The organism is Clostridium thermopalmarium DSM 5974 (assembly GCF_002995795.1).
Taxonomy (GTDB): Bacteria; Bacillota; Clostridia; order Clostridiales; family Clostridiaceae; genus Clostridium_H; species Clostridium_H thermopalmarium.
In genome coordinates this window covers 74,837-95,396 of the sequence record NZ_PVXN01000037.1, presented here as the reverse complement: position 1 = coordinate 95,396, position 20,560 = coordinate 74,837, and the positions used below count along the sequence as shown (strand labels likewise).

Annotated in this window: 19 protein-coding genes, 1 riboswitch and 1 other annotated feature; of the genes, 13 read left to right on the top strand and 6 right to left on the bottom strand. The window is 31.0% G+C overall.

The window, feature by feature from the left end; genetic code table 11:
- The first annotated feature begins 59 nt into the window (after nucleotides 1-59).
- Nucleotides 60-269 (top strand) — a binding site (T-box leader).
- A 55-nt stretch (nucleotides 270-324) separates the two neighbouring features.
- From CPAL_RS07965 to CPAL_RS07950, 4 genes are all read left to right on the top strand, one after another.
- The gene (locus CPAL_RS07965; protein WP_061857787.1) at nucleotides 325-1,398 is read left to right on the top strand and encodes a pyridoxal-phosphate-dependent aminotransferase family protein; all 1,074 of its coding nucleotides are present in this window, start codon (nucleotides 325-327) and stop codon (nucleotides 1,396-1,398) included.
- A gap of 30 nt (nucleotides 1,399-1,428) precedes the next feature.
- Nucleotides 1,429-3,021, top strand: coding sequence for a phosphoglycerate dehydrogenase (serA, locus tag CPAL_RS07960; protein ID WP_106024390.1), 1,593 nt, complete (start codon nucleotides 1,429-1,431; stop codon nucleotides 3,019-3,021).
- 94 nt (nucleotides 3,022-3,115) lie between these two features.
- Nucleotides 3,116-3,901, top strand: a complete 786-nt coding sequence (locus CPAL_RS07955) for a sugar phosphate isomerase/epimerase family protein (protein ID WP_061857785.1) — start codon at nucleotides 3,116-3,118, stop codon at nucleotides 3,899-3,901.
- A gap of 276 nt (nucleotides 3,902-4,177) precedes the next feature.
- Nucleotides 4,178-5,722, top strand: a complete 1,545-nt coding sequence (locus tag CPAL_RS07950) for an N-acetylglucosaminidase (RefSeq protein WP_242862611.1) — start codon at nucleotides 4,178-4,180, stop codon at nucleotides 5,720-5,722.
- A 72-nt stretch (nucleotides 5,723-5,794) separates the two neighbouring features.
- On the opposite strand, the gene CPAL_RS07945 is transcribed toward CPAL_RS07950, so the two are convergent.
- The 3 genes from CPAL_RS07945 to CPAL_RS07935 are packed head-to-tail and all read right to left on the bottom strand — an operon-like array spanning nucleotide 5,795 to nucleotide 8,007.
- Nucleotides 5,795-6,373 (bottom strand): anti-sigma-I factor RsgI family protein, encoded by a 579-nt coding sequence (locus CPAL_RS07945; RefSeq protein ID WP_061857784.1) that lies wholly within the window; start codon nucleotides 6,371-6,373, stop codon nucleotides 5,795-5,797.
- 10 nt (nucleotides 6,374-6,383) lie between these two features.
- Nucleotides 6,384-7,325 (bottom strand): anti-sigma factor domain-containing protein, encoded by a 942-nt coding sequence (locus tag CPAL_RS07940; RefSeq protein ID WP_061857783.1) that lies wholly within the window; start codon nucleotides 7,323-7,325, stop codon nucleotides 6,384-6,386.
- Nucleotides 7,315-8,007, bottom strand: a complete 693-nt coding sequence (locus CPAL_RS07935) for a sigma factor (RefSeq protein ID WP_061857782.1) — start codon at nucleotides 8,005-8,007, stop codon at nucleotides 7,315-7,317. The genes CPAL_RS07940 and CPAL_RS07935 overlap by 11 nt, the downstream gene beginning before the upstream one ends.
- Before the next feature lie 306 nt (nucleotides 8,008-8,313).
- On the opposite strand from CPAL_RS07935, the gene CPAL_RS07930 reads away from it, so the two are divergent.
- A complete protein-coding gene (locus CPAL_RS07930) occupies nucleotides 8,314-8,877 on the top strand; it encodes a hypothetical protein (protein WP_106024389.1) in 564 nt (187 codons plus the stop codon).
- 130 nt (nucleotides 8,878-9,007) lie between these two features.
- The gene (locus CPAL_RS07925) at nucleotides 9,008-10,240 is read left to right on the top strand and encodes a DUF5667 domain-containing protein (RefSeq protein WP_106024388.1); all 1,233 of its coding nucleotides are present in this window, start codon (nucleotides 9,008-9,010) and stop codon (nucleotides 10,238-10,240) included.
- Nucleotides 10,241-10,509: 269 nt separating this feature from the next.
- On the opposite strand, the gene glgD is transcribed toward CPAL_RS07925, so the two are convergent.
- Nucleotides 10,510-11,643 (bottom strand): glucose-1-phosphate adenylyltransferase subunit GlgD, encoded by a 1,134-nt coding sequence (gene glgD, locus CPAL_RS07920; RefSeq protein ID WP_106024387.1) that lies wholly within the window; start codon nucleotides 11,641-11,643, stop codon nucleotides 10,510-10,512.
- Nucleotides 11,644-12,804 carry a glucose-1-phosphate adenylyltransferase gene (locus tag CPAL_RS07915; RefSeq protein WP_061857778.1) on the bottom strand — a complete coding sequence of 387 codons (1,161 nt, stop codon included), beginning with the start codon at nucleotides 12,802-12,804 and terminating at the stop codon, nucleotides 11,644-11,646.
- A 413-nt stretch (nucleotides 12,805-13,217) separates the two neighbouring features.
- On the opposite strand from CPAL_RS07915, the gene CPAL_RS07910 reads away from it, so the two are divergent.
- The 4 genes from CPAL_RS07910 (at nucleotide 13,218) to pepT (ending at nucleotide 16,697) form a co-directional block, all read left to right on the top strand.
- Entirely contained in the window at nucleotides 13,218-13,604 is a 387-nt protein-coding gene (locus CPAL_RS07910; protein ID WP_061857777.1) for a NusG domain II-containing protein, read from the top strand.
- An 11-nt stretch (nucleotides 13,605-13,615) separates the two neighbouring features.
- Entirely contained in the window at nucleotides 13,616-14,119 is a 504-nt protein-coding gene (locus tag CPAL_RS07905) for a Gx transporter family protein (protein ID WP_061857776.1), read from the top strand.
- A gap of 217 nt (nucleotides 14,120-14,336) precedes the next feature.
- Entirely contained in the window at nucleotides 14,337-15,290 is a 954-nt protein-coding gene (locus CPAL_RS07900) for a DUF6263 family protein (protein WP_106024386.1), read from the top strand.
- A 180-nt stretch (nucleotides 15,291-15,470) separates the two neighbouring features.
- Nucleotides 15,471-16,697: a peptidase T gene (gene pepT / locus CPAL_RS07895; RefSeq protein ID WP_106024385.1), complete on the top strand. Its 1,227-nt coding sequence runs from the start codon at nucleotides 15,471-15,473 to the stop codon at nucleotides 16,695-16,697.
- Between the two features lie 71 nt (nucleotides 16,698-16,768).
- Here pepT and CPAL_RS07890 read toward each other — a convergent pair whose 3' ends face one another.
- Nucleotides 16,769-17,011, bottom strand: a complete 243-nt coding sequence (locus CPAL_RS07890; RefSeq protein WP_106024384.1) for a metal-binding protein — start codon at nucleotides 17,009-17,011, stop codon at nucleotides 16,769-16,771.
- Between the two features lie 142 nt (nucleotides 17,012-17,153).
- Nucleotides 17,154-17,279: riboswitch (FMN riboswitch) on the top strand.
- A 264-nt stretch (nucleotides 17,280-17,543) separates the two neighbouring features.
- On the opposite strand from CPAL_RS07890, the gene ribD reads away from it, so the two are divergent.
- The 3 genes from ribD to CPAL_RS07875 are packed head-to-tail and all read left to right on the top strand — an operon-like array spanning nucleotide 17,544 to nucleotide 20,559.
- Nucleotides 17,544-18,644 (top strand): bifunctional diaminohydroxyphosphoribosylaminopyrimidine deaminase/5-amino-6-(5-phosphoribosylamino)uracil reductase RibD, encoded by a 1,101-nt coding sequence (ribD, locus tag CPAL_RS07885; protein ID WP_106024383.1) that lies wholly within the window; start codon nucleotides 17,544-17,546, stop codon nucleotides 18,642-18,644.
- Nucleotides 18,645-18,651: 7 nt separating this feature from the next.
- Nucleotides 18,652-19,302, top strand: coding sequence for a riboflavin synthase (locus CPAL_RS07880; RefSeq protein ID WP_106024382.1), 651 nt, complete (start codon nucleotides 18,652-18,654; stop codon nucleotides 19,300-19,302).
- A 15-nt stretch (nucleotides 19,303-19,317) separates the two neighbouring features.
- The gene (locus CPAL_RS07875) at nucleotides 19,318-20,559 is read left to right on the top strand and encodes a bifunctional 3,4-dihydroxy-2-butanone-4-phosphate synthase/GTP cyclohydrolase II (protein ID WP_061857770.1); all 1,242 of its coding nucleotides are present in this window, start codon (nucleotides 19,318-19,320) and stop codon (nucleotides 20,557-20,559) included.
- Nucleotide 20,560: the final 1 nt, after the last annotated feature.

The following is a 20,560-nucleotide window of genomic DNA, read 5'->3' as shown; positions in this document are numbered from 1 at the left end:
AAATCTAAAAAAATGTTAAAATTTCTCTTGAATTATTATTTAGTCTTTATTATAATTATACAAAAGCTATGAAGGGTAATAGTAAATAAGATTTCACTTTAAGAGAGTGGATGGTTGGTGTGAATCCATAGTGAAACTTATTGAATCCGACCTTGAGCTGCATAGGGGTAACAACCTATGCCGGAGTTATCCGTTATTATAAAGAGGCTATTATTAATAATAGCAAAATAAGGTGGTACCACGTGGATTATTATGTCTTCGTCCTTGGATTTTCAAGGATGGAGACTTTTTTATTTGTAAAGAAAAGAGGGGGACTTTTAATATATGGAAGGTAAATTATTAATGACACCTGGTCCAACAAATGTACCAGAGAGAGTTTTAAGAAAAATGAGTGAACCTGTTATTCATCATAGAACTAAAGAATATGGAAAATTATTTGGAGATATGAGTGAAAGACTAAAGTATGTGCTTCAGACAAAAAATCCTGTTTTGACTTTTCCATCAGCAGGAACAGGAGGATTAGAAGCCGCAATAGTCAATATGTTTTCAAAAGGGGACAAAGTTCTTATAGTTTCTATAGGTGTATTTGGAGATAGATTTATAAAAATAGCAAAGACTTATGGATTAAAGGTAGATGCAATTGAAGTCCCATGGGGTAGAGGAGTTGAAGTGGAAGAGATTAAAGAAAGACTTGAAGATGATCATAAGGCTTTAATATTAACTCATAATGAAACTTCTACTGCAGCCACAAATCCTATAAAAGAGATTGGAGAATTTATGAAGGATAAAAATCAGCTTTTTATAGTTGATGGAGTTAGCTCCGTTGGGGGCATAGAAGTAAAGATGGACGAGTGGAATATAGATGTTTTGGTAACTGCATCTCAAAAGGCATTAATGTCTCCGCCGGGACTTGCATTTATAGGGGTAAGCGATAAGGCATGGGAAGCTGCTAAAAGCTCTGACATTCCAAAGTTTTATTGGGACTTTTTCAGTGCTAGAGAGCATTTAGAAAGGCCTACTCCGGAAAATCCATATACTCCAGCGGTTTCACTTATCTCAGGAGTAAATGAGGCTCTTAAGATGATACAAGAAGAAGGGCTATACAATGTATATGAAAGACATGAGCATTTAGCTCGTAAACTTAGATGCGAATTAGAAAAAATGGGACTTAATATATATACAGATGAAAGATTCTTGTCTAATACGGTTACTGCCATAACCTTTGATGAGGAAGGAATAGCTTCTAAAATTAAAAATAGAATGGAAGAGGAGTTTGGTATTGTAATCGCAGGAGGACAAGGAAAAATGAAAGGTAAAATGATAAGAATTGGGCACATGGGATATATAAACCAAGAGATGATTGATAGAACCATAAATGCTCTTAAAAAATGTCTATAATTTATTTGCTAAAAATTGGGGGGATTTATTATGACAAAAGGAAAAGTTTTAGTAGCAGAAAGAATTGATGATGCAGGAATAGAACTTCTAAGAAAGGAGTTAGAAGTAGATCTTTGCTTTGATATACCTAGAGATGAACTTTTAGAAAAAATTCATGATTATGATGGATTAATCATAAGAAGTGACAATAAGGTTGATAAGGAATTATTAGAAAAAGCAACTAAGCTTAAAATCGTAGGTAGAGCTGGAAATGGAATTGATAATATAGATGTGGCAGAGGCAACTAGAAGAGGAGTTATAGTGGCAAATACTCCAGACAGTAATTCTATATCTGCTTGTGAACTTGCTATAACTCACATATTAGCAGGAGCAAAGAATTTTACCTATGCAGATTCTTATTTAAAATCAGGCAATTGGGATAGAGATATCTTCATGGGAAATGAATTATATAACAAGACCCTTGGTATAATCGGTCTTGGAAGAATTGGGGCATTAGTAGCTACAAGGATGAAGAGCTTTGGAATGAAGATTATAGCTTATGACCCATATATATCTGAGGAGAGATTTGAAAGATATGATGTAGAGAGAAAAGAAACTTTGGAAGAGCTTTTAAAGGAATCTGACATAATAACAATTCATACTCCAAGGACAAAAGAAACTATAGGCATTATAGGAAGGAAAGAAATAAGTTTGATGAAAGATGGAGTTAGACTTGTAAACGCAGCAAGAGGAAAGCTTATGGATGAAGAAGCTCTATATGAAGGATTAAAAAGTGGGAAAATAGCTAGTTTAGGGTTAGATGTTCATGAAAAAGAGCCAAGATATGAATCTCCTCTTTATGAATTTAAAAATGTTACTGTAACTCCACATATAGGAGCTACAACTGTAGAAGCTCAGCAGGACGTGGGTGTTACTATAGCAGAGCAGGTTATTAAAGGAATAAAAGGAGAGATTGTACCTAATGCCGTTAATCTTCCTGGAATTGCAACAGATGAGCTTAAAAAAATGAAACCTTATATTGAACTTATGGAAAAGCTAGGTAAATTATATTATCAATTAAATAGCTATCCTGTTAAAAATGTAAATATAGTATATTGGGGAGATATAGTTAAATTTGATACAGAAATGCTAGAAATTGCTTTCTTAAAAGGACTTTTGGAACAAGTAAACAATGATAGAGTAAATTATATTAATGCTAAAATGACAGCAGAGCAAAGCGGCATAAGTATAAGAAGGCAAAAGATGAAAGAGCATTATAATAATTATTCAAGCTTAATCACAATAAAGATAACCAATAACGCAGGAGAAAAGTTTACCCTATCAGGTACAGTATCTAATAAGCAGGAAGGTAAGCTTGTTGAAATAGAGGGCTATGAGGTAGATGTGAAGCCAAGTGAATATATGTTATTTGTAAAAAACAAAGATGTACCTGGAGTTATAGGTCAAGTAGGAACAATCGTTGGGCAGGAAAATATAAATGTTGCAACTATGCAGGTTGGAAGAAAAGTAAAGGGAGAAATGGCTATTATGATTCTTAACGTAGATAGTGAGATTTCAAAGGAATCTCTTGATAAGTTTAAGCAGCTAGAAAATGTAATTGAAGCAAAGACTATTATATTATAAAGCGCAAGTGGAGCACTTGGATCAGTTTAGGCGCTTTGCTTAGTTTAGAATTAGAGAAGGGATAAACGGTAGTTTAGGAAATGAAGGTGATTTTATGAAGATAGGGTATGCAGCTTCAGCAGGAGAGAAGAATATTTATGATACCATAGACTATGCATATAATAATAAATTTAGTGCTGTGGAGCTTAATATAAATATGCCTATATTTTTCCCAGAGAGATTTGATACTAATGAAAGAAAGAAAGTAAAAGAATATGCCAAGGAAAAAGGAATAGAGCTTACGTTCCATGCCCCAGAGGATATTTCTCTTCTTCAACTTCAAAAGGGTATGAGAGAAGCTGGAATAGCAAGGCTTAAAGAGGTAATGGATTTTGCATATGATTTAGGAGCTAGCAGGCTTACCATGCATATTGGCGGAGCGGTTTGCTTTACTTTAACAGATAGAAAAGTGTATATGGATGAGCTTTTTTATGATGATTTTAAAAAGGTTTTAGATGATAGCTTAAAAGAACTTATAGATTATTCTAAAGGGAAAGTGAAGCTTTGCATTGAAAACTCAGGACGTTTTCCTCAAAAGCTAGTCCAAGAAGCTTTAGATGAAATGATATCTAAAGAGAAAGACTTATTTTTAACCTGGGATATAGGACATTCCTATGAGAACAAGTATAATGAAGTTGAATTTTTCTTAAGACACTTAGATAGAATAAGAACTTGTCATCTTCATGATAATAATGGTTCAAGTGATCATCAAGTTATAGGGCAGGGAAATGTGGATTTTAAGTGGCATTTTGAAAAGATGAAGAATAGCGATATCATATATATTATAGAAGTAAGACCAAGGGAAAAAGCTGTAGAGTCCGTTGCACAATTAAATTTATAGAAATTTAACATTCCGTATGGGATTTGTATTTTAAAAGGTACTGAACAGGAAAAAAGCTTTTCTAAATGCAAATCTCATGCGGATTTTTGCTTTCCAGAGAAATGTAAAAATAAGTGGATAAAAGCAGGAATTATTTAAAGTTTTTTCATAGAAGAAATACTATATTAGTGGTAAAATGAAATAGATGTAAATTTTACTTATTATATAAAAAAATATTACTAATAATCGATAATAAAGATACAAATAAATTATTGATTTTTTATAGGGGGGGTTAAAGTGAGGCGAGTATTAAATATAGCAAAAACAGTGATGATTGCTGCTTTATTCTTATCTATGCCTATAACAGCTTTTGCCGCAGGTGAAGAGGTTGTTAATATGCCTACAAAACAAGAAGTAAGCATAACAAAACCTTGGACAGCAAAGTTTAATTTGGAATTGGATGTAAATACAATAAATGATAAAAATATACTGGTTAAGGACAGTAAAGGAAATAATATAAAGGTAACTGTAGTACCAGGGAAAGATCCAAAAACAATAACCATATATCCACCAACAGGAGGGTATATACCAGGTGAAAGCTATTCTCTTGAATTAAGCAAGGCTATAAAAAATAAGAATGGAAAAAATTTATCCAAAGTAACTAAAATGAGCTTTAAGACTTCTAATCAATATGAAGATTCAACAAATTACTCATCTTTACCAAGTATTAAAGGTATTGAAATTTTAAATCAACCAATATTACAAAATAAAGGTACAAGCTTTAGAATTACTCCAAATTCTTCAGAGGATGTACAATATAGGGTTTATTTATTTAAATACCCAGATGAGACCTATGATAATCCTAATACTTATTCTAATACCTCATATATAGAGCTTACTAATGGGTATACAAATGTTTTTGGAACATCAACTCCGTATATTTTTACGAAACAAGATGGATTTAATACAGGAAAGTATAAACTTTTAGTATATATAAAGGGTAAAGGAAGAGTTGGACAAAATAAAGACACTAACACTGATTTTGATAACTATTATTCTACATATTTTAGAGTTATAGATAAGGATATAACTAAGGACAGTTCTTCTAATGCTACTATATCATACATAAAATACGATAAAACTTTAGAGCAAGCAGCTCTTGAAGAGTATTCAGAGGGAGCACCAGTTTATAGTGAAAAAACTGGATGGATGAGACCCAGCAAAGAAATTATAAAATACTACATGAATCCATATAACTTTTTAGATGAATATTACAAGGATGCTTTTTTAAAGCTAAGTTACATGGAGATTCCTGCGAGTGACTTAAATAACGTATTAAAGGGAAAAGGTGTTTTAGAAGGAAAGGGAGCAGTATTTTTACAAGCAGCAAAGGAGAATAATATAAATCCAATTTATTTAATTGGACATGCATTATTAGAAACAGGCAATGGAACATCAAGTTTAGCTACTGGAGTAACTGTAACTTCAGTAGATGGAGTTAAGCTGCCAAAACCTCAAAAAGTGTATAATATGTTTGGAATAAAGGCTATAGATAGCGACCCTGTAAAGTATGGTTCTGAATATGCATATAAACAGGGATGGTTTACTGTGGACAAGGCAATATTAGGTGGAGCCAAGTATATAAGCAATGACTATATAAGCAATCCTAAATACAATCAAGATACTATTTATAAAATGAGATGGAATTACATTTTAAGATGGCACCAATATGCTACAGATATAGGCTGGGTGAGAAAACAAATTGCAAGAATAAACTTTTCTAAAATTATAGAACAATGCAAAAACGTAAAGCCTATATTTGAAATACCACAATTTAAATAAAAACTTCAGGGTCAGAACACAATTTGGTGTTTTGACCCTGAAACTTTTATTTAAGATGCTTAATATAGATGCTTAATATTTATGATTTAGAAGGTCCGTTCCATCGTAGTTTATTTGACAATCTACTTTTCTTTCATTAGCATACTTTACGAAAGTAGATAAGTCGATGTTTTTTTTATTTTTTCCAGAAATATAAATAGTAATAGTACCGTTATTGTCTATGTATGTTTGATTTATAATATCTTGGTTTTTAGCTTCATTAAAAATCATTTCGAGACCTTTGTCCAAAGATTTGTTTTTTAAATTTAAGGATTCAATTAAGGTTCTACCTGATGAACGAATAGGCTTGACACTAACTATCCTGTTCCAGTTACTAACTTTTAGCTGCAGAGTAGGAGGTATCCTTACTATAACAGTGGTTGAAGGAGCGAAACAATTATAAATATTTCTTCCAAATAAAATCAATAAGGCTATAACTGCTATAAAGATAGCGTGTTTAACTGAATTTGGAGTTGCTATAGGACCGGAATATATATCTCCGATATTTGGAACATAATTTTGAAGTTTTAAATTGTAAAACTCACCATGTATGGTCCTCACGCAGACATAGTTCTTATCAACTTTTACAACTACACCAGTCTTTGTTTTCATTCATAGTCACCTACTTAGATTTATACCTTACCTTAGAATTTTTTTGGTTATAAGTATTTTTCTTTTTGCTATTAGTGTTTTTTAGTTTAAAGATATTCTTTGTATTTTTAGATTTCATATTTTTGTTAAATTGAAGATTTTTAGAATTATTTTTTAATTTATATTTAGAATTTTTATCTAAATTCTTACGTATATTTTTGTTGTTAGAGATTATACTCCAAGTATTATTAGACTTACGGGAGCTGTTGTCAGGTTTACTTTTCCTAGAAGAGTTATTAGAGTTCTGATTCTTTTGCTTAACTTTGTTATTGTATAAACTATTAGAATTAGAACTTGCTTTCCAGGCATTTTTCTCTTTCTTGCCATTAGAACCATTTATTTTTTTATCACTTTTTATTATACCAGATTTAGCAGAGGTTGTACTATTGCTTTTGTTATAATTAATTTTCACATCTAATTTTTTTTTCTTAGAAGAATCCTTAAATTTAGACAAGTCTACTAGCTTATCTTCTTTAGAAGTAATATCTAGAGAAATCTCTAATCCATTTTGTTCAGATTTTTCCATAATTAGACCTAGTCCATCATTAACATCTCTGTTTTCTAAGTTCATAGAACTTAATAACTCTTTCCCGTTTTCATTTAATGGTAAGGCTTTTATTATTTTATTCCACCTATTTAATTTAAGCTCTAAATCAGTATTTAAGGTTATGGATGCAGTAGGTGTATAGTAAGCATATGCAGCTCCTCCTGTAGATATAGATATAATAAGACAAGCTGCGGCAGCTGCATACTTATAAAAAGGAATTTTTCTAATCTGAGTCCCCGTGTATACGCTCCCAATTGTAGGGATAGACCCATTAATTTTAACTTCTACAAATTCACCACTAGGAGTCAATATACGTGCTTTTTTATTTTTTATCTCCATGACTATTCCAGTTTTATCAAGCATCATTTTCACCAACCTTTATATTTAGGTAAGACTTTATATAAGGGTATTCGTTACTAGAGAGTATTAGTATTAGAGTAAGGATATATCTTCGCCATTTTTCTATGTACTTTTTTTTTGCTCCGGTAAGCAAGGCTATTTGACTTACAGGAAGAAGACGCTTCTCTTTTATGTATTTTAAAATATCTTCATTATTTGAACAGGTTAAAGCTAAATTTAAAAGATTATTTCTCGTATCTATATGAGATGGAGAAGATTTTATAAGATCATTAAAGCTTAATTTATACTTTGCAAGTTCTTTGGAAAAAAGAGCAATTTCTTCAGCCCTTTTTTGATTTTCAATATCTATCTCATATTGATTAAGAGAAACCTTATAGTCTATGTAGTTGTCCTCATCCATTTCATTATTGGCGTCATCAAATAATAAATAAGGGGTATTTTTGGATTTTCTAAAGAAATCTATAAGAGAATTTTTTATTATAACAGATGTATAGCTGAAAAAGTTACCTTTTTTTTCGTTATAGTTATTACAAGCATTATTAAATGCAATAAGAGCAATGCTGAGTTCTTCATCGTTAGCCCAGTCTAAGGTTCTTTTACAAGTTTTGTAAGCTGCATTATATATAAATTTTTTATTTTCTTCTATAAATTTATCTCTGTTCTTTTTCATTAGTTCTGCTATATTCACTGCATCACCTCTTTTTAATTTAAGCGTGATTTAATGTATAACGTGATTTAATGTATAATAACTCCTTATATATATACGTATTTTATATTATATTTGAGGGGGTGGACATACTGAAGATTTTACCAAAAAGATTTTTTAAATAAACCTAAATACATTTATAAGCAATTATAAATAGTATTTCTTTCTACATTTTCTTAAGAAAATTGTAAGAATTATATTATCTTATTTGTAAAATCTCCTTTATATAATTGTACATATATGAAATATCTGTATGAGAGTAAAAAATTTGAAGGAGAGGAATATTAGATGAAAAAGGTAAAATCCATAATAAAGATTGTTATTTTAGCTTTAATAGCCTTTAATATGTTTAGTGGTATACATAAAAAAATAAATAGCCTATTCCTTAGAGAAAGTATTTATGATTTTCTTATGATTGAGAAAAATCAGAAAGAAGTGTTTCGGGATGCAATGGCTTTAAATCATGGAAGCTCTAAAAATTGCTGTGTTTATTTTGTATCAGAAGTTTTAAGAAGAAATAATTATTTTGTACCAGAAGAAACCGCAAATACTACTCTGCTTATTTCATTTTTAGAAAAGAAAGGTTGGAAGAAAAATTATAATTTGAAAAAATTGAAGCCTGGCCACATAGTTTTTACCACAGATAATAATGGAACTAAAAAAGGCAAGCCAACTCATACGTATATATTTATGGGGTGGGTTGAGGAAGGCAGCTATGATTACGCCTATATTTGTGATAATCAAGCAAAGGATTATGGAAATCAAATATATCATATAAGAAATGTAAAGAATAGAGAAAAGGTAAACGGTCTTACAAAGGATGCTTTTAGCTTTTTCATGACAATAGAATAATAATATAAATCTATAACTTTCCGTTCTAACTAAAAATTTCACAATTTTTTTATTATCCCCCCCTAAAATAGAAAATCTACCCGTATATATACACAGGAAAATATGATAGGGAGACAGGGAGGAAGAAACTATGAAGAAGTTAAAGATATTCTTAATAACAATAACCATGCTTGCTAATATTGGAGGAACTGCTTTAGCAGATGGAATGGAATCCTTAAAAAGTACTGCAGGGATTACTCCAGATAGTATTTTATACGGTGTAGATAAAACTTTAGAAAATATAAAGTTAGCTATAACTTTTAGCGGGAAAGCAAAGGTAGAAGTACTGTCAAGTATAGCTGAAGAAAGAATTGCAGAATCACAAGTTATGGCTGAATCAGGAAGAGAAGATTTAGCCCAAGGAGCTATTAATGCGTACAGCAGTAATATGACAACAGCTAACGAAATACTTCAACAAATAATAGCGCAAACTGAAGGAGAAGGGATAGTAGGAAGTTCAAAAGAAGAAACAACTACAGAAGAAGAAACAACTACAAGTGATGTACAACCTATAGATACAACAGAAGAAGTTAAGGATACTGCAGCAGAAAATTCAACTGTAGAGGAAGCTGCAAATAGCGCTGAAACTAATGTTTCGCAAGAGACTAATACAGAAGAAACAACTGCGCCTAATAATACAGCAGAAGAAGTTTCAACTAATGAAAACCCAGGGATTGAAGAAAATAAATCTTCAGAAAATTCAACAGCAGATGAGAGTGCGTCAACTGAAACAACTACAGAACAAAATTCAACTAGTGAAGAAAAGACTTCAGAAGAGGTTAGTAAAGAAGAAATAAAGGTAGATGAAGAAAAAAATCAAGAGCTCAAGGAATTAGAAGCAAAGGTAGTTGCAAAACAAGAGAAGGCTATAGAGATATTGAAGGCTGTACAAGAAAAAGTTTCTGATAAAACTAAAGAGACAATTGCATCTGTAATTGAACTGCAAACAGCTAAAAAAGAAGCTATAATTCAAATGATGGAAAAAAGGCATGAATTCAATATAGTTAAAAAAGAAGTAATTGAAGGTATTGCTAAAGTTGAAGAGTTAAAGAAAACAGGCAATGAAGAATCTATTAAGAATGCAGAGGATGCCCTAAAAGTCAGCTCTGAAAAGCTTGCTGATTCTAAAAAAGCTTTTAAAGAAGCTTTTGTAAGCACTAAAGCAATTAATAAAGAAGTAAAACAATTAAATAAGGAATTAAAAAAAGACTTACATAGAGAAGTTAAAGAAGGAAATATTACAAAAGAAGAAGCTAAGAAAGCTTTAAAGGCAGTTGAAACAAATAATGGAGATGGACAACTAAAGAAGATTATAAAAAAGTAGATAAAATAGATAAAAAAATAACATTAGAACAAAAACAACAAAAGCAGTAAAAAAGAAAACATTAAAAAATGCTAAAAAAGAGATAAGTGGGAAAAAGGTAGCCAACAGTTTAAAAGAAAAGAAAAAAGAAGTAAAAAAAGAATGTAAAAAAGAAAAATTAAATAAGGTTAAACAAAAGAAAAACAAATAATTTTTTAAATTGCCATCATCGCACAAAATAACATATAAAAACTAAGAGAACCAACCACCCATGGTTCTCTTAGCTTTTTTTATGCATGTTTTAAAAGGGAATAAGCATATGGATTTTTTCCAATGACTACAGGAAATTGGGCATCTCCCTTAAGTTCTTTGCTCTTCTCAATCACTACGTTCTTGTCAATTATTACCCCACGAAGTTTAGCATTTTCCTTGATTTCGCAATTAGGAAGTATTATACATCCATCTAACTGAGCCCCTTTGTGAATTCTCACTCTTCTTGAAATTACACTATTTTTTACCAAACCTTCTATGATACATCCGTTAGCTATTAAACAATTTGAGACCTTAGAACCTTCTTCGTACTTAGTAGGAGGTGCATCTGTAACTTTAGTATAAATAGCACCGGTACTGAAGAATAATTCTTTATTAATCTTTGGATTTAGCATATCCATATTAACCTTATAGTATGAATTTATAGAATTTATACACTCTAAATATCCATTAAACTCATAGCCTTTTATATTTAAAGAAGTAGTACTAGAATAAACGCAATCTTTTATGGAATTATAGTATCCTGTAGATATGCATTCATTAAGAAGATTTATTAAGGTTGATTTGCTCATTATAAACATATCTGTAGATATGTCACATTTAGGTTTGATACCAACATTTTTGCCAACACTTATAACATTACTATTAGAGTCAAGATTTAGAGTATTACAATTTATGAAACTGCTATTTGCATTATTTACAGTCTTGTATATTATAGTTATATCTGCATTTTGAGATTCATGAAATTGTATGGCTTTAGTGTAATCTAGGTTGCATATCATATTAGAAGAAGAAAAGATTACATTATTCTGTTTACTTCTATAGAGATAATCTATATTATCTTTTAAAAGGTATATATCATTAGTTTTAGGATATGATGTGAAATTAAAGTTAAATAAAAAAAGCCCATTAATTCTTCTGTTCAAGTCCCAAGGCTTACCGGATTCCAAATGATCAAGCAATGATCTAGAATTTTCTTGAGTGAAAATTCCTATATTTGTAATGCCAGCATTCACCATGTTTGAAAGGACAAAATCTATTAACCTATATCTTCCACCAATAGGCACTGCAGCTAAAGGCCTATTACTAGTCAAACTTTTTATGTTATCATCTTCTTCGTTTAGGCTTATAATACCCATATAATCTTTAATCATTTACTCACCCCCGAGATTTATAACTATTGAATTTGATTTTATTTCTGACTCATCACCGATAAGAGTTATATCTTCAGAATTTCCTAGTATACTGTTCTTTCTTATAACAGATCCACTGCCAATTATACACTTGCGTATTATAACATTTTCGCCTATTTTTGTATTAGGCATAACCACAGATCCTTCTATAACGCTGTTTTTACCTACATAAACTCCAGTGAATAATATAGAATTTTTTACTGTACCAAATACGGTACATCCTTCAACTATAAGAGAATTATGTATTTTAGCATCAGTACCTATATATTGAGGAGGTCTAGTAGGAGTGACAGAATATATTTTCCAATCCTTGTCAAAAATATTTAATTCATTTTTTGGATTTAATAAATCCATGTTAGCTTCCCACAAGCTTTCTACTGTACCCACATCTTTCCAGTAGCCATTAAATGAGTATGCGTAAAGATTGTATCCTGAGTTCAAAAGTTTAGGAATAATATTTTTACCAAAATCATGACTTGAAGAATTGTCTTCAGCGTCTTCTATAAGAGCCTTTCTGAGAATTTGCCAATTAAAAATATATATTCCCATAGAGGCCTTGTTATTCTTTGGGAATTCTGGTTTTTCTTCAAACTCAAATATTTTGTCATCATTATCTGTATTCATTATTCCAAATCTACTTGCTTCCTCTATAGGTACATCTATAACTGCAATTGTAACATCAGCATTTTTTTCTTTGTGGAATTTAAGCATTTTAGAGTAGTCCATTTTATAAATATGATCTCCGGAAAGCACCAATAAATATTCTGGTTCGTATTTATCAACAAAAGGCAGATTTTGATATATAGCATCTGCAGTGCCGCTGTACCAATTACCTCCATAGTTCCCTATATGAGGAGGAAGTATAGTTACTCCACCACTATTCCTGTCTAAATCCCATGGACTTCCAATGCCAATGTGTGAATTTAAGGTATGAGGTTGATATTGAGTTAGAACACCAATAGTATCTATTCCGGAGTTAGAGCAGTTACTTAAGGTAAAGTCTATTATTCTGTATTTACCTCCAAAAGGTACTGCAGGTTTAGCATTATTTTTAGTTAATGCTTTAAGTCTAGTACCTTGTCCGCCAGCTAGAATCATAGCCAACATTTCTTTTTTTATCATTGATTTCACCACCATTTGATTAGTAATAAACTTGAGCATAATAATTAGTTCGCTGCGGAACTATAAGTGATCTAGATTGTTAGTGTGTAGTCAATTCTATAAAGAAGTATAAAGAAATAGAGTAAAAAATCACCCCACATTTTAGGAAAAAAATTACAATATTATTATTATAATATTACAATAATATGGAAATTAATTCAAGATGAAAATTTCTTATATAGAAAATATATAAATTTATTACCAAAAAATTCTCAATTATTTATGATTTGTTTAGTACTTAATATAATATTTACTATACTATAGTAGTAAGATGTAATGATCATGTAGAAAACTACCATTTAAATATGGTTAATATAGATATATAATAAGTATGTATATTTTATTTAACTCCCTTTTGAAAGGAGATATGAATTATGAAAAAAATTGATAAAATAATAATTATAGTTTTTGTCTTATTAGCAGTAGCTTCTGGAGCCATCATAAAGTTCAATTCCAGCAGAAAATATGATAAAAAGTATGCTGAAATTAAAGTAAAAGGAGAACTTTATAAAACGGTTACATTAGACAAGTCTAAGCCGAAGGAGATAATAAACATAAAAACGGATTTAGGAGAAAATATTATAGAAATAGATAAAGGAGGAGTAAGAATTATAGATGCAGATTGTCCAGATAAGGTATGTATTAAAGATGGATTTAAGGAAAATCCAGGAGATGTATTAGTATGCCTTCCTCACAAGGTAGTTATAGAAATAAAAGGGCAGGGCGGCAATTCTAATAATATAGATATAATATCTCAATAAGGAGTAGTATGATGAGGAAAACACAAAAGTTAACAGCAATAGCGCTACTAGTGGCTCAAGGTTTAGTTTTGCATATTTTTGAAAGAATGCTTCCTGTGCCATTTATAACACCAGGAGCAAAGCTTGGATTAACTAATATTATTACATTGATAGCATTATATATGTTTAGATTTAAAGAAGTATTTCTTATAATAGTTTTAAGGATAATACTAGCAACTATTTTTGGAGGAACATTGTCTAACTTTTTATACAGTATAGCAGGTGGAATTTTAAGTTTTTTAGCTATGTATATTATGAAAAAGTTAGGCAAGGATAACATAAGCATTATAGGTATAAGCATGGTTGGAGCTGTATTTCATAATATAGGTCAGGTTATAGTAGCAGGGCTTGTAATTGAAAATGTTATGATAGTTACCTATTTGCCTATTCTTTTAGTAGCAGCTATAGGAACAGGATTTTTTGTGGGACTTACAGCAAAATATCTTTTGCCTTTCATAAAAAGAATAACTTTATAAAAATAAGGATTATTGAAGCATGTTATAAGAAAGTATGATTTTCTTACAATATGCTTTTTTTATTTTTTGAAGATTTTATTAGAAAATTTCCAAAATATTGCATAGATTTTTAAAAATATATATTTGAATTTGATTTAATTATTTTAGTATAAGGTTTATTAAAATTTAAAATACATGGAACACTATATATAAGCCTATATGTAAGGAGGTAATTTTTATGAAAAAAAGGATGAAAATGTTGTGTATTTTTTTTCTAAGTTTAAGCATCATATTTTCAGGTTGTATGCAAAAAACTGTAAGTCTGCGGCTGCATCTAAAAAAAGGAGATTCATATAAATTAGAAACAGATAGAACTGAAAAAGTAGTTTACAATGTGGCAGGAGAAAAGACAGAAACGGAGGCAAAAGTAAAAATATCTTATTTATGCCATGTAACTAATATTGATGATAATAAAAATGCTGAAATTAAGGTTACTTTTGACTCTATAAACATAAAAAATACTATGGATAATGGACAAACATTTACAAGCAATTCACCAACTATGGCTAAAGATACTGATAAGTTATCAAAGATATACTCTACACTCATAGGGAAAAGTTTTAAAGTGAAGATAGGTGAGTATGGAAAGGTAAAGCAAATAGTAGGTATAGATGAATTAGTAAAGACAATTTTAGATGAATTAAATATAAAAGACGAAAATGAGATAAAAGAAATAAAAGAAGATATGAAACAAAACTTTGGAGATGAAGAGTTAAATAAGAGAATAGAAAGAATAAGTTCGTTATATCCTGAGAAGGAAGTAAAAATAGATGATACATGGAAGCAAAAGATAGAAATATCGGATAGGTTTCCGGTTGAAGCTGAAAGTGAGTATAAATTAAAAGATACCGCCGATGGAACTTCAGAAATTACAGTAGAGGGAAAAATTAAAAGTAAAGAAAACGCAGAGCCTATAATCATTAATGAGATAAAGGTAACTTATGAAGAAATAAAGGGAGAACAAAAGGGAACCATAAGTGTTAATGAGGAGACAGGGTTAATAAAAAGAGCTGAAATGGAAAATAAATACTCTGGAAAAGTGAAGTATTCATCAGATGATCCTAATATGGGTGCTCAAATATATCCTATTAGTGTTGAAGAGAAGATAACAATTAATGTATTAAGGCAGTAAAATGGTTTAAAAGAAAGCTTACTAGGTTAATAGCCTAGATAAAAGGTGGTTTTTATACGTCATAATGGACAGTTGTAAATAGGACAGTATAAATTTATAATTATAGTAGAACTTGCTAAAGCATGGCTTAATTTTATATGGTTTTGACTAGAAGTATTGGATTAAAGGAGAGAGATATTTATGGAAACCGTAGTAGAAAGATTTTTAAGATATGTAAAGTTTGATACTAAGTCTGATGAAGAATCAAACACTGTTCCTAGTACTAAAGGGCAGATGGTTTTTGCAAAGGAATTAGTGAAAGAATTAAAAGAAATCGGTTTAAGTGATGCATCTGTGGATGATAAGGGTTATATAATGGCAACACTTCCATCAAATATAGAAAAACAGATTCCTACTATTGGATTTATTGCTCATATGGATACATCACCTGATATGAGCGGGGAAAATGTAAATCCTCAATTTGTAGAAAACTATGATGGTGGAGATATTCTACTTAATAAAGAGAATAATGTTGTATTAAGGACTATAGATTTTCCAGAAATAAAAGAGTATAAAGGAAAGACTTTGATTACTACAGATGGAACTACACTATTGGGTGCAGATGATAAAGCTGGAATTGCAGAAATAATTACAGCTGTTGAATTTTTAATAAATCACCCTGAAATAAAGCATGGAACTATAAAATTGGGATTTACTCCAGATGAAGAGATTGGTCGAGGAGCAGATTATTTTGATGTTAAAAAGTTCAATGCAGATTTTGCTTATACTGTGGATGGAGGAGCATTAGGAGAACTAGAATATGAAAACTTTAATGCTGCTTCAGCTAAAATAATAGTTAAAGGAAGAAATGTTCACCCTGGCTATGCAAAAGGAAAGATGATAAATTCTATGCTTATTGCAAATGAACTTGTGGGAATGCTTCCAAAACAAGAAGTCCCAGAGCTTACAGAAGGTTATGAAGGGTTTTATCATCTTATAGGATTTAATGGAGAGGTTGAAGAAACAAAACTCCAATATATAATAAGAGATTTTGATATGACTAAATTTAAAGAAAGAAAAAATACTATGGCGAGTGTAGTATCTGAGTTAAACAAAAAGTATGGTGAGGGCACAGTTATACTAGAAATGAAGGACCAATATTATAACATGAAAGAAAAGGTAGAACCTGTTAAACATATAGTAGAGACTGCATTTAAAGCTATGGAGGAAGTTGGTGTTACTCCAAAAGTTACACCTATAAGAGGAGGAACAGATGGAGCTAGGCTTTCATTTATGGGACTTCCAACACCAAACCTATTTACTGGTGGACATAATTTCCATGGAAAATATGAATTTATACCGACTTTTGCCATGGAAAAGGCTGTAGAGGTAATATTGAAAATTATAGATATATATGCTAATAATTAAGCAAAATAAGTTGCTGGAGAGAAAAAAGACTTTCACTTAGATTATAAGTGAAAGTCCTTTTTTAATTAATATTAATTTATGGTTTTCTTAAATGTTTTAGATAAATCATCATTTATAAATGGAGCGCGGAATGAAAAAGCCTTTTCATGACCGCATTCTGGACAAAAACATATGCAAACATCATAAGGCATATTATCTATAATATGAATTTCTAAGTCTTTGGCTATATAAGAACTACCACAAATTTCACAAGGAGTAGAATTAATAATTCTGTACTCACTTTCAATATACTTCATAATATCACGTATTACCATTTCTGTCCTCCAAACTATTGAATAACTAGATATACTTATGGTATCACTTAAAAAATATAAAAACAAGATATAAATTTTATTGTTGACAGAGAGATAGAATAGTGATAATTTTATATTGTAAACAATTTAACAATGTATATCTAATCCTTCAGGGCAGGGTGAAATTCCCGACCGGCGGTATAGTCCGCGAGCTGTAGTGAGTAATCACTGTGGCAGACCTGGTGAGACTCCAGGACCGACAGTAAAGTCTGGATGGAAGAATCGGATAGATATTCTATTTTTATATGTATTATCATTGACAGTTATTTGTCTTGATAGTTTTTGTATATGTATTATTTATAGTGTTTTAAATAGCCCTGAAAATTATTTTTAATTTTCAGGGCTTTATTTATTAAGATAAAAATAGAAGTCAGTATATTCATTTATATTTAATCATATCTATCAATTCTCGAATTTCTTCCAAATAAATCCCTTTAGGAATGTACAACTTTACTTTGCTAAACCATATGGTTATTTAATCGGAGGTGGTTAGGTGGATTGTCATTATATGAAAAGGGCCATTGAACTATCAAAAAAGGGCATTGGTTACACTTATCCTAATCCTTTAGTAGGCGCTGTTATTGTTAAAGATGACAGAATTATAGGAGAAGGATATCATGCGGAATATGGAGGGCCCCATGCAGAAATTAATGCACTAAAAAATGCTAAGGAAGATGTTACAGGGGCAACAATGTATGTAACTTTAGAACCTTGCTCACACTATGGAAAAACTCCTCCTTGTGCAAATGCTATTGTAAAAAGCGGGATAAAAAAAGTAGTAATTGGAATGAAAGACCCTAATGAATTAGTTTCTGGTAGGGGAATTGAAATACTTATAAAAAATGGCATTGAGGTAGAAGTAGGGATCCTTGAAGAGGTTGTAAAAAAGCTTAATGAAATTTTTATCAAATATATAACAACAAAGCAGCCATTTTGTATTATGAAAACCGCTATGACTCTAGATGGCAAAATAGCAACTGTAACAGGAGATTCAAAATGGATAAGCAATGAATTATCTAGAGAATATGTTCATGAGATAAGACACAGAGTGTCTGGGATTATGGTTGGAATAGGGACTGTTCTTAAAGATAATCCTTTATTAACAACCAGATTAAAAAATAAAAAAGGCAGAGATGCGACTCGAATTGTGGTTGATACTAAAGGAAGAATACCTTTAGAGGCTAGAGTTTTAAATTTAAATAAAGATTCTGATGCGAAAACTATAATTGCCCTTACAGAGTTAGCTGAAAAAGAAAAGATAAAAGTTTTAAAAGATATGGGGGCAGATATAATAGTTACTCCAATAAAGGATAACAAAGTAGATTTAAAATATCTTATGAAGGCATTAGGAGATAAGGGAATAGATAGTATTTTATTAGAAGGTGGAGGCACGTTAAATTATTCGGCTTTAAATGAAGGTATTGTGGATAAAGTTATTTCTTTTATATCTCCTAAGATAATTGGAGGAGATAAAGCTAAAAGTCCAGTTGGAGGTATAGGAATAAGACACATAGATGATGCTATAAAGCTTCAAGACATAAAGGTGTTTCAGCTTAATGAGGATGTAGTGATAGAAGGCTGTATTAGGAGGTGAAGATATAGTGTTTACAGGAATAGTAGAGGAAATTGGGAAAGTCGATACGGTAGTTATTGGAAGAAAGTCTGCGAGGATAAAAATTCATGCTAAAAAGGTCTTAGAAGATGTAAAACTGGGTGACAGTATAAGTACAAATGGAGTGTGTCTTACTGTTACTGAATTTGATGATAGTAGTTTTACTGTAGATGTTATGGCTGAAACCATGAGAAGAAGCAATTTAGGAAATCTTCAAAAGGGTAGTATGGTTAATTTAGAAAGAGCTTTAAAAATAGGAGACAGGCTTGGTGGACATATAGTCAGCGGACATATAGATGGTGTTGGAGTTATTAATGAACTGAAAAGAGAGGATAATGCTATATGGGTAAGTATAGGAGCACCTTTAGAAATTTTAAGATATGTGGTTTTGAAAGGGTCTATAGCAATCGATGGAGTTAGTCTTACTGTAGCTTATGTTGATGATAATGAATTTAAAGTATCTGTTATTCCTCATACTCAAGAAGAAACTACTTTAACTCATAAAAAGGTAGGAGATAAAGTCAATTTGGAATGTGACATGATTGGAAAGTATATTGAAAAACTTTTAGTTAGCAGAGAAATAAGTTCATGCAAAAGAGGTATTGATGAAGATTTTTTAAGAGAAAATGGATTTTTATAAATGGAGGGTGAGAAAATGAATAATTATAAATTTAACACAATAGAAGAAGCTATTGAAGATATTAAATTAGGAAAAATGATTGTAGTTGTAGATGATGAAGATAGAGAAAATGAAGGAGACCTTTTAATGGCAGCAGAGAAGGTAACTCCAGAAGCTATTAACTTTATGGCTAAGTTTGGAAGAGGGCTTATCTGTATGCCTATGACAAAAGATAGACTTAAAGAATTGAAACTTGACCAAATGGTTGCCAATAGTACGGACCCTAAAGAAACAGCTTTTACAGTATCCATAGACTCAGTAGAAAGCAGCACAGGAATTTCAGCATATGAAAGAGCAGCTACAATACTAAAAGCTGTAAACCCTAAGTCTGGGCCTGAGGATTTTCAAAGTCCTGGTCATATATTTCCACTAAGAGCACAGGAGGGAGGAGTTTTAAAAAGAGCAGGACATACTGAAGCTGCTGTTGATTTAGCAAGATTAGCAGGTCTATATCCTGCAGGTGTTATATGTGAGATTATGAATGAAGATGGTACTATGGCTAGAGTGCCTGATCTTATGGAATATGTTAAAGTCCATGATTTAAAAATAATAACTATAGCCGATTTAATTGCCTATAGAAGAAAAAATGAGTCCTTAATAGAAAGACAAGGTACTGCAAAAATGCCTACAAAGTATGGGGAGTTTACAATTATAGGATATATAGACAAGCTTACTGGAAAAGAACATATAGCCTTGGTTAAAGGAGATATAGGTGGTGAAGAGCCTTTACTAGTTAGGGTTCATTCCGAATGTTTAACAGGAGATGTTCTTGGTTCTTTAAGATGCGATTGTGGAGAACAATTAGCTGCAGCCCTAAAAGCTATAAATAAAGAAGGCAGAGGAGTATTGCTTTATATGAGGCAAGAAGGACGTGGAATTGGACTTATAAATAAAATTAAAGCTTACCACCTTCAAGATAGAGGGATGGATACGGTAGAAGCTAATTTGGCTTTAGGGTTTCCAGAGGACTTAAGGGATTATGGTATAGGAGCACAAATACTTAAAGATTTAGGGGTAACGCGAATAAGGCTTATGACAAATAATCCAAAGAAAATATCAGGAATATCAGGCTATGGAATAGAGATAGTGGACAGGGTATCTATAGAGACAGGGTGCAACCCTAAAAATCAATTCTATTTAAGAACAAAGAAAGAAAAAATGGGACACATATTAAAGCTAAAAGATATAAAAAATAAAAAAGTAATGGAGGTTAAATAAC